The organism is Flavobacterium sp. LC2016-13 (assembly GCF_009707955.1).
Classification (GTDB): domain Bacteria; phylum Bacteroidota; class Bacteroidia; order Flavobacteriales; family Flavobacteriaceae; genus Flavobacterium.
In genome coordinates this window covers 1-10,981 of record NZ_WMDQ01000029.1, presented here as the reverse complement: position 1 = coordinate 10,981, position 10,981 = coordinate 1, and the positions used below count along the sequence as shown (strand labels likewise).

At 32.4% G+C, this 10,981-nt stretch carries 7 protein-coding genes and 1 pseudogene; 3 read left to right on the top strand and 5 right to left on the bottom strand.

Features of this window, described 5'->3' with window-relative positions; genetic code table 11:
- The 3 genes from GKZ86_RS25055 to GKZ86_RS25045 all read left to right on the top strand — a co-directional run.
- Nucleotides 1–3,432, top strand: a 3,432-nt coding sequence (locus GKZ86_RS25055) for a gliding motility-associated C-terminal domain-containing protein (RefSeq protein WP_154785749.1), incomplete at its 5' end; no start/stop codon positions are given.
- Between the two features lie 59 nt (nt 3,433–3,491).
- On the top strand, nt 3,492–4,400 hold the full coding sequence (locus GKZ86_RS25050; RefSeq protein WP_154785748.1) for a type IX secretion system membrane protein PorP/SprF: 909 nt from the start codon (nt 3,492–3,494) through the stop codon (nt 4,398–4,400).
- A gap of 2 nt (nt 4,401–4,402) precedes the next feature.
- The gene (locus tag GKZ86_RS25045; RefSeq protein ID WP_154785747.1) at nt 4,403–6,343 is read left to right on the top strand and encodes an OmpA family protein; all 1,941 of its coding nucleotides are present in this window, start codon (nt 4,403–4,405) and stop codon (nt 6,341–6,343) included.
- A 1,670-nt stretch (nt 6,344–8,013) separates the two neighbouring features.
- Here the strand turns inward: GKZ86_RS25045 and GKZ86_RS25040 are convergent.
- From GKZ86_RS25040 to GKZ86_RS25295, 5 genes and pseudogenes are all read right to left on the bottom strand, one after another.
- The gene (locus tag GKZ86_RS25040) at nt 8,014–8,529 is read right to left on the bottom strand and encodes a hypothetical protein (protein WP_154785746.1); all 516 of its coding nucleotides are present in this window, start codon (nt 8,527–8,529) and stop codon (nt 8,014–8,016) included.
- Between the two features lie 94 nt (nt 8,530–8,623).
- Nucleotides 8,624–8,971, bottom strand: coding sequence for a hypothetical protein (locus GKZ86_RS25035; protein WP_154785745.1), 348 nt, complete (start codon nt 8,969–8,971; stop codon nt 8,624–8,626).
- A 36-nt stretch (nt 8,972–9,007) separates the two neighbouring features.
- Nucleotides 9,008–9,610, bottom strand: a complete 603-nt coding sequence (locus tag GKZ86_RS25030) for a hypothetical protein (protein WP_154785744.1) — start codon at nt 9,608–9,610, stop codon at nt 9,008–9,010.
- Between the two features lie 74 nt (nt 9,611–9,684).
- Entirely contained in the window at nt 9,685–10,500 is an 816-nt protein-coding gene (locus tag GKZ86_RS25025; RefSeq protein ID WP_154785743.1) for a hypothetical protein, read from the bottom strand.
- A gap of 104 nt (nt 10,501–10,604) precedes the next feature.
- A pseudogene (locus GKZ86_RS25295) lies at nt 10,605–10,981 on the bottom strand (hypothetical protein); the annotation flags it as partial.

Here is a 10,981-nt window from a genome sequence, read left to right as displayed (position 1 = left end):
ACAATCACTTCAATAAACGGAACAACTTTAACAGGCGGAGCTCAGAGTATTTCAGTTACAAACGGAACTGTAAATATCTCAGCTGCGAATGTGATTACGTTTACAGCAGTTTTAAATTATAATGGAGCGATTAGTTTCCCTTATGTTATCAGCGATGGACATGGCGGAACGGCTACAGCCAATGAACTTATTACCGTTACACCGGTAAATGATAATCCAGTAGCAGTTAACGATAATTATACCGTTGCCGAAGATGCAACCGTAACGTTAACCCCATTGGCTTTAGATTCAGATGTTGATGGCGATACTTTAACGATTACTTCAATCAATGGAACTGCATTAACAGGTGGAGTTCAAAGTATTTCGGTTACAAACGGAACTGTAAATATTTCAGCTGCGAATGTGATTACTTTTACGGCAGGGTTGAATTATAATGGAGCGATTAGTTTTCCTTATGTTATCAGCGATGGACATGGCGGAACGGCTACAGCCAATGAACTGATTACCGTTACCCCGGTAAATGATAATCCAGTAGCAGTTAATGACAATTATACCGTTACCGAAGATGCAACCGTAACGTTAACCCCATTAGCATTAGATTCAGATGTTGATGGAGATACTTTAACAATCACCTCAATAAACGGAACAACTTTAACAGGCGGAGCTCAGACTATAACAGTTACAAACGGAACTGTGACTATCTCTGCTACAAATGTTATTACGTTTACAGCAGGTTTAAATTATAATGGAGCCATCAGTTTCCCTTATGTTATCAGCGATGGTCATGGCGGAACAGCCACAGCCAATGAACTTATTACCGTTACCCCGGTAAATGATAATCCAGTAGCAGTTAATGACAATTACACTGTTGCCGAAGATGCAACCGTAACGTTAACCCCATTAGCATTAGATTCAGATGTTGATGGAGATACTTTAACAATCACTTCAATAAACGGAACAACTTTAACAGGCGGAGCTCAGACTATAACAGTTACAAACGGAACTGTGACTATCTCTGCTACAAATGTTATTACGTTTACAGCAGGTTTAAATTATAATGGCGCAATTAGTATTCCTTATGTTATCAGTGATGGACATGGCGGAACGGCTACAGCCAATGAGCTAATTACCGTTACTCCGGTTAATGATGCGCCGGTTGCAAATAATGACACCAATACACCAATTCTATCAACAGCTGGTGAAACTCCAATCAATGCTTTAAAGGCAACAGATATTGATGGAACAATTGCAAGTTATACCGTTTTAAGTTTGCCGGTTCATGGAGTTCTAAGATTATTGGGAGTTCCTGTAATTGTAAATCAGGTTTTGACAACGGTAGAAGCAGGAAAACTGACTTATGACCCAAGCGGAATTTTTAAAGGAAATGATACTTTTACTTTTACAGCGACTGATGATCTTGGTGCTGTAGCTTTATCAACGGCAACAATTATAATTCCTGTTGCGAACAATGCTCCAATAGCACATGATGATACTAACACAGGTATTCCTTCAAGAGCAGGGGCAACAGTGATCAAAGCTTTAACAGCTACAGATACCGACGGTACAATTGTAACTTATACTGTTTTAAGTTTACCTGTTCATGGAACTTTAGCTTTAGCTGGTACGCCAGTAACTGTAAATCAAGTATTAACACCTTTAGAAGCAGGAAATCTTACGTATGATCCGAGCGGAGCATTTTCAGGGAATGATACTTTTACTTTTACAGCCACAGATAATAATGGAGCAATTGATGTTACTCCGGCAACAATAACAATTGTAGTTGAAAAAACAATATTAGAGGCAATTTCAGATCCAATGAATTCTGTTGTAGGAATTGATAAGACAGTAACAGTACTGAATGTATTTGACAATGATACTTTAAACAATAATCCGCTTGTACCTTCAGATGTTGATTTAAAGGTATTGACGCCAGATCCAAATGGAGTATTGATATTAAAACCTGACGGAACAGCAGAATTAGTGCCAAACGCACCGGCTGGAAATTATTCGTTGGTTTATGAGATTTGTGAAAAAGCGAATCCGGGTAATTGCAGTTCAGCAACTGTTTCAGTTTCGGTTGTTGCACCAACAATGACAATAACAGCAAATAGTTATTGTTCAAAAGACACACCATACGTGTCTTATAATGTGACAGCAGACAATTTTACGCCAACGGGATTATTAACCATAAACTGGATTGATAGTGCCAACAATATTGTGGCAACTCAAACTAATATGCCATTGAGTGGTGACGTATTATGGCCTGGAGCAACTGTTGACAGCAATAATAATCCAACAGACTGGCCGGGATGGGTATTGTCAAATGGACAATGGACACAAGGAAATGACGGATTTGAATTGACAAGACCTGCTGTAACCATGCAGTTTACATTAAATCCTACAAAATCTGTAGTAGTCAATTATCCTGCAGCAACATCTGGTTGTAATGCTAGACCGACATTCGGAATTCATGCAGGTAACGAGGATGATGTAACGCTTGCAGACGGAATTAACGGTTCGTTACAAGTAATCAATGTTTTAGATAACGATAAATTGAATGGTGTTGCGGTTATACCTTCAGAGGTTGTTGTGAAAGGTATAAACCTTCCAACAGGAATTACACTTAATTCTGATGGGACAATTGATGTGGCTCCGGGAACAGAAGGAGGAAGTCATACATTAAACTATCAAATATGTGAAGTAGCAAATCCGGATAATTGCAGTACTGCAACTGTTAAGATTTTTGTTGAAATTCCGGCAGTGGCAATTATAAAAACGGTAAAATTAAATGACTCTAACGGCAACGAATATGCCGAAGCAGGCGAGACATTAACTTACAGTTTTGTAATAACCAATACAGGGAATGTTGATCTTGAGAACCTGTTGGTTTCTGATCCTTTAACAGGAATTGTAATGAATGGTGGTCCAATTAATTTAAGTGTTGGTCAGAGCGATGATTTTTCAATTACGGGAACCTATACTTTAACTCAGGCAGATGTAAATGCAGGAAGTATCAGCAATCAGGCAACAGTATCCGGAACAACAAAAAGCGGGATAGTGGTTTCAGATAAATCGGATTTCAGTAATCTTGACGGAGAAAAGCCAACAGTTATAAAATTAGACGGCTGTGTGATCAAAATCTTTAATGCCCTTTCTATAAATGGCGATCAAAAGAACGAAAGATTTTATATACAGGGCTTAGAATGTTATCCTGATAATACGGTGCAAATCTTTAACCGTTGGGGAGTTTTAGTATTCGAAAGAGATCATTACAATAATAACGACATTGCTTTTAGAGGAATTTCAGAAGGACGTGTTACTGTAAAAGACTCAAACGGATTACCGGAAGGAACGTACTATTATATTATCAGATATAAAGACAAACAATCTAACGCTCAGCAAGAAGCAGGTTATTTATACCTGACTAAGTAATAGGCTATAAATGAAATGGCTTAGTCAATTGACTAAGCCATTATTTAAAAATGAAATAAATGAAAAAATTAGTTTTAGTTGTATTGTTGTATTCAGTTGGAGGTTTTGCACAGCAGGATGCGCAATTTACACAATACATGTATAATACCATTAGTGTAAATCCTGCCTATGCCGGCTCCAGAGGAGTTCTGAGCGTTTTTGGATTGTACCGCACACAATGGATAGGATTAGACGGAGCACCGGAAACGAGCAGTTTTTCTGTAAATACCCCCTTAAGCAAAAGCGTGGGACTTGGAGTTTCATTAGTAAATGATAAAATTGGCCCAACAAACGAGAACAATTTATCAGCCGATTTTTCGTATTCAATACCAACATCAGCAACCGCTAAACTCTCTTTTGGTATAAAAGGATCTGCCAATTTATTCAACTTAGACCCTAATAAATTAACACCCGAAGATAAGGGAGATGAGCAGTTTCAGAATTTAGACAATAAATTTTCGCCAAATGTAGGAGCCGGAATTTATTGGCATACCGACAAGGCTTATGTGGGATTGTCAGTTCCCAATTTTATCGAAACCAATCGTTACAATGACAACGAAACAGCCATATATAAAGATCAAATTAACTATTATTTAATTGCAGGTTATGTGTTCGATTTAGATCGATACGAAAGAATAAAATTCAAACCCGCTATCCTGACCAAAATGGTCGAAGGATCGCCACTGCAAGTCGATGCATCGGCCAACTTTATGTTTAACGAAAAATTTGTTATTGGTCTTGCTTACAGATGGAGTGCTTCTGTTAGTGCCTTAGCAGGATTTCAGATATCAGACCGTTTATATTTGGGTTATGCGTATGATCGTGAAACGACCAAATTGGTAAATTATAATTCAGGATCGCATGAGATATTTCTGCGTTTTGAATTCTTAAATAAGTATAGCAAAATAACTTCACCAAGATTTTTCTAATTATGGAAATTAAAAAATTACTTTATACTGCTTTTTTGTCTTCTGTTTGTTTTAATGGAATGGCACAAAAGACAGTTTTAAATAAAGCTGATAAAGCGTATAATCAATATGCTTATGTAGATGCTATTTCGATTTATGAAAAAGTAGCCGAAAGAGGATATAAAGATGAAAAGACCTTTCAGCGATTAGGGAATGCATACTATTTTAATGCAGAACTTACAAAAGCGCTAAAATGGTATGATGCGTTATTCGCTTTAAACAATGAACAAGAGCCGGAATACTATTACAGATATGCGCAGGCTCTCAAATCTGTTGGCGATTATGCCAAATCAGACAAGATGCTTGATGTTTTTAATCAAAAAGTTAAAACCGATTCGAGAGGTGTTTTATTTCAAAATAATAAAAACTACTTAGAGCAGATTAAAGTAAATTCAGGAAGATTTGATATTTCAGACTCAGGAATTAATTCTAATCAGTCAGACTACGGCAGTACAATTTTTAATAACAAATTAGTATTTGCATCGGCACGTGATAGCGGAACAGTATCAAGAAAAACGTTCAGATGGACTAATAAATCTTTTACGAATTTATATGCTTCGGAATTAAAATCAGATGGAAGTTTAGAAGATCCAATTCGATTTGATAAAAAAATCAATTCTAAGTTCAATGAATCCACTCCCGTTTTTACCAAAGACGGAAAGACAATGTACTTTACAAGAAATAATTTCCTGCATGGAAAAAAAGGAAAAGATGATAAGAGTATTACACTATTAAAACTGTACAAAGCAGATTTTGTTAATGACAAATGGACAAATGTTACAGAATTGCCTTTTAATAGTAATGCGTTTAGTGTAGCACATCCGGCTTTAAGTACAGATGAAAAAAAACTGTATTTTGCTTCTGACATGCCGGGAAGTTTAGGACAATCAGATTTATATAGTGTTGCCATTCATGAAGATGGAACATTTGGAAAACCTGAAAATTTAGGTTCAGCAATCAATACAGAAGGAAGAGAAACATTTCCTTTTATATCAGGAGATAACGAACTTTATTTTGCCAGTGACGGACGTCCCGGATTAGGAGGATTAGATGTTTTTACAGCAAAAATAAAAGAAGATTCCGGCTTTGAGTCAGTACAAAATATAGGCGAACCAGTTAATACCAAATTTGATGATTTTGCCTTTATCATTGATAACAGTACCAGAAAAGGCTTTTTCTCTTCAAACAAAGAAGGCGGAAAAGGCAATGATGATATTTACAAATTTACTGAAACCCGTAAACTGGATTGTGAGAAAAAATTAGCAGGAACAATTACAGATGCTGAAACCAATGCAGTTTTAAGTGAGGCAAAAGTAATCTTGTTGGATGATAAATTTCAGCAAATCGCAGAAGTAACTTCAACCGCAGATGGCAATTATAGTTTCGATGTAAAATGCAACAAAAATTACCATGTAAGAGCAGTAAAAAAAGAATACGAAACAAATGAAAGCGCCATTGCTATTCAGCCATCAACAGATAAAGAAGAGTTGAATATTAAGTTAGAAAAACAAATAAAACCGATTACAATTGGAACAGATTTAGCAAAAACTCTAAACATTCCAATTATTTATTTTGATTTAGATAAAGCATTCATACGAAAAGACGCCTCATTTGAATTAGAGAAAGTTTTAGCTGTTCTTAAAGAATATCCGGAAATGAAAATTGACGTTAGGTCTCATACCGACAGCAGACAAACGGCAAAATATAATATCGTATTATCCAATAAAAGAGTCAAAGCAACGATTGAATGGTTTGTTAAAAAAGGAATTTCTGCCAACAGATTAACAGGCAGAGGATACGGTGAAACTCAGTTAGTCAATAAATGTTCAGATGATGTACTCTGCACAGAAGAAGAACACCAGTTAAACAGAAGAAGTGAATTTATAATTGTTTCGATAAAGTAATTTCTCTGATTTATTTTGTATCTGAAATACTATTACAAAAAGAAGGGGTAAGTAAAGAACAATATTATATTGCCCGAAAACTTATCCCTTTTTTCGATAGTATTATTATAAAGAAAAACTTTTTTAAGCGTTTTTTGATAAAATTGATTAGAAAAATTAGGTTAGTATTTCTGTTTATTGATTACATAAAACTAAACCACTCTGCACTGAAAGTGCAGAGTGGTTTAGTTGACGATAGACTGAAAGTCTCTCAATTTTGAAAACTTTTATTAAAACTAAAAAAGTCAAAAGATTATATTTTTTCGCATTACTAAAGTACCTGCAATAAATTCCAGGGTTTTAAACCCGAATCTGAGACCAATAAATGAATAATTCAATAATAATTTGAATGTATTTTTTAAATTATAAAATGGATATCTTATGAAGTATGTTAATAAAATTACTTGTTTATTTACAATGGCAGGAGCCATTATCTGGATATTTTCAATATTAAAATTATCGATTTACATATTTAGTTTATCTATTATTTGCTTTTGAAAAACAGGCATAGCTTGAAGCATTCTATTTATTGTTTTATGAAATATAATTTTTTTCAAAATAGATATTAATCCTAAAAGTGAATTCATCAAAATAAAACTGAATATGTTTTTTACTCACATTAGATAGAACAATTATTATACATGATTTGAGCTGATGAATGACAATATACATTTCTTTAAATTTTTTTCCATTTTTACTTTATTCAATATCATATTTATATTTGAAAAAATGAAATGTACATTCTCAAATAATGGAAATATTCACAAAAGCCTAGTAAGCATTGAGGTTTGTCAAGTAATTCTTTGAATTGTACAAAAAATGAAATGTACATTATGAAAAACAAATAACATAAATATGTTCCATAAAATACCCATAAAGGCTTTTAGTATATATTATTAAGTTAATGGGTTACTTTATGGATATAATCAAAAAATATGTAAACTGTTTATTCTCAGTAAAAAAAAAAAAAAACAGAAAATTAAAATGAACATTTCATTTTAATTTTGTATACATTTTATTTTTACGCTAATAAATACACATTTTAATTGAATATTTGTTTTAACTTTTCCCTGTTCAGAAAAAGAAAAGTGACACTCAACAAATTCTAAACCTATGAAGCGAATAGAAGTAAAATCATTGATTTGGGTCGAAAATGACATATCATGTTTAAAAGTAAGTAATTGATATCTTGCAGTATTGTCGTCATCTAAATAAATGATATAATTACCTATTCCGGGTTTTGAAAAATTATTTTTGAAGGTAGGAGATAAGAACTTGGGGACATACCAAAGATCTTCGAAAACTTTCAGCAGATTGAAAGTGAAAAAATGCGCAAAAACCTCCGAAACAGGAACTGAAATATTAACAGGAATCTAAATCTTTAGTCATCAAATAGTATTTACAATAGATCACTCTATTGTGTATAACATTTACTTCACCATTATATCAATTCCACTTTGTTCCGCTTTAAAGCTATTTAAACTTTTAGAAACAAGTTTGTAGTCATTATTTTTTTTATCTCTTACTTTATCTAAAAAATAGATCTTACTATTTTTTCTAAATACTCTTGCTTTTATATCCTCATCACTTGCTTTCTCATCACTATTTAAATCAATAGTGAGGCATCGTGTCTAAGGTTCGTTATCAGAATGAAGGTAAGTGATAATTTCATTATGCCATCCTTTTTTATATCTGTAAACAGAAAAATCATCTGCTCCGTCATTATCTAAATCTCCTTCTTCAAATAATTTATCATCATTGGGATTTAGTTCTATAAGATCAACTACTGAGAATGCTTTTCCTTTAGAAAAAACAATATGCCCGCTATTTGGAGAAATGAAAGCATAATCGATAAAACCGGTGCCGTCAAAATTACCCTTTATTTTATGAGTAACTTCATTGCTTTTTTGACTTTCAGCTTGTAAACTATCGTTTAAATATTGAGCCCTTTGAAAATCTGTTGGACCTTGCTCTTCTAGAGAACGATTAATAAGATAATCTTCCCAAAGACTTTTAAAATCTTGTGGAAGATTTGGAATATTTTTGTATCCGACTAGATTTATAAAGTATATTATACAAAAGCTAAAAAAGCAAAACGCTATTAATTTATATTTATTTCTTTTTATAAAATTCTTTTCTGTTGACATTTTTAATTATCTTATTACTACTAATTTGTCTTCGCCTTCTGGAATGTGTAGGTAAAGTTTAAAAAATCCCACTATACCATCTCCTTAATCACAATTACCTTAAAATTTCTAATTCGTCCTTACCTTCTGGAATATATAGATAATATTGAAAGAAGTCTGCCATAACGCCATCGCCTTCATCAAGTTTTGCCCATAAAGCCGATTCTCCTCTTAAATGATTGTCTAAGCTTTCTATTTCTAAACAAACAATTTTCCCTTCTCCATAGAATTTAAGTTTATAATTTTCTAATGGTTGTATTTGATAATTTGGAATAATAAATGCGTCTAAATATGACTCTAAAACTTCTTTTAATTCCTTTTTAGTATAAAATAAACTCTGGCAAGTTTCTTTTTCTTTTAATTCTAAAAATGAAAAATATTCATCAGTTTTCTTTTCCTTCAAAAGTGTTAATTGGTTTTTATAAAAATCAACAACTTTCTACTCCAGTTTTTCGGGATTCCATTTTCTTAAATCTTGACCTTTATCCAAACTAGTAAATTCGTAAGGGACTTTTGCTTCAAAAGTAAAACTGGCTTCATAGTAGTTTTTTCCTGCAGCAGCAAATATCTTTATTGGACCATTCTCATTGACTCCATCTACAGTAGGTGTCAAATAAGATATTATTTCTTTCCCTTTCTTTTCTCTATTAATATTATTTGATTCACTTATACTAATTTTCATATCAGTATCTTCTCTTAATATATGATAATCAAAATCTTTACCTTTAATTGCTGGATATAATCGAAAAGTAACTTTTTGTAAGCCGCTCTTAAAAATATAATCATTAATTATTACCGCTCCTCCATCTACAAGTTCTGTGAAATTCTTGTTTACAGGAATATCATTGACTAAAATTTCAGAATAACAAATATTTTGTTCATATGCTAAATAATATACAGGTTCGTAATCATAATGCTTAATCGTTTTAAGCATTGTTTCTACATAATTTTTACTCGTTAGATTGCTACCTTTATTAGTTTGTTTTTGCGAACAAGCACAAAAACAAACCAATAAAAAGATGTATAACAAATACTTCTTCATCAAAATTTATCTTAAAATTACGAATTCGTCTTCACCTTCTGGAATGTATAGATAGTATTTTCTGTATTTGGCTCTTAATGAGCCGTCTTTCTTATATTTTCCCATAAAGCAGATTTACCTCTCATTTTTGCCTCTGTACTGGTAAGTTCTAAACAAACTATTTTACCATCTCCATAAAATTTTAATTGATAATTTTCTAATGGCTCAAGTTTAAAAGTTGAATTTATAAAAGGTTCCAAATATGCACTTAAATTTTCTTCTAATTCTTTTCTTGAATTAAAAACACTCTGACAAGTTTCTTTTTCTTTTAATTCTAAAAATGAAAAATATTCTTCTATTTCTTTATCATTTATCAGCCTCCACTGGTTTTTATAAAAATCAACGACTTTCTGTTCCAGTTTTTCCTGATTCCATTTTCTTAAATCTTGACCTTTATCCAAACTAGTAAATTCGTAAGGAACTTTTGCTTCAAAAGTAAAACTGGCTTCATAGTAGTTTTTTCCAGTAGCTATAAATTCTTTCTCCTCGTATGCATTAATATTTACAACGGTTTGTGTGATGTAATTCGCAATTTTTTTTCCTGGCTGATCTCGTTTTTTATTATCGGACTCTGATATTTCGATTTTCATATCAGTCTGCCTTGTTAATGTGTGATGATCAAAGTCTTTACCTTTAGTTGCTGGGTATAATCTAAAAGTCACTTTTTGCAAACCACTCTTGAAAATATAATTATTGATTTCCATAGTCTCACCATCTCCAAGTTCTGTAAAATTGTTATGCATGGGTATATCATTTACTAGTATTTCAGAATAGCAGACATTTTGTATATAGGTTAGAAAATATACTGGTTCATAATCATAATGCTTAATAGTTTTAAGCATTGTTCCCATGTAGTTTTTACTCGTTAAATGGCTGGCTTTGTTGGTTTGTTTTTGCGAACAAGCACAAAAACAAACCAATAATAAAATGTACAACAAATACGTTTTCATCAAATTTACCTTAAAATTTCTAATTCATCCTTGCCTTCAGGGATGTATAGATAGTATTTTCTAAATGCTGCCATTGTACCCCCATCTTCTTTATACTTTGCCCATAAAGCTGATTCTCCCCTTAATCTACTATCAAGACTAGTAAGTTCTAAGCAAACTATTCTCCCATCTCCATACAATTTTAATTTATAATTTTCTAAAGGTTCTATTTTATAATCTTTAATAGTGAATGGCTCAAGATATTCGACTAAAGTTTCTTCTAAATCTTTTTTAGCATAATATAAACTTTGACTAGTTTCTTTTTCTTTTAATTCTAAAAATGAAAAATATTCATCAGTTTTCTTTTCCTTCAAAAGTGTTAATTGGTTTTTATAAAAATCAA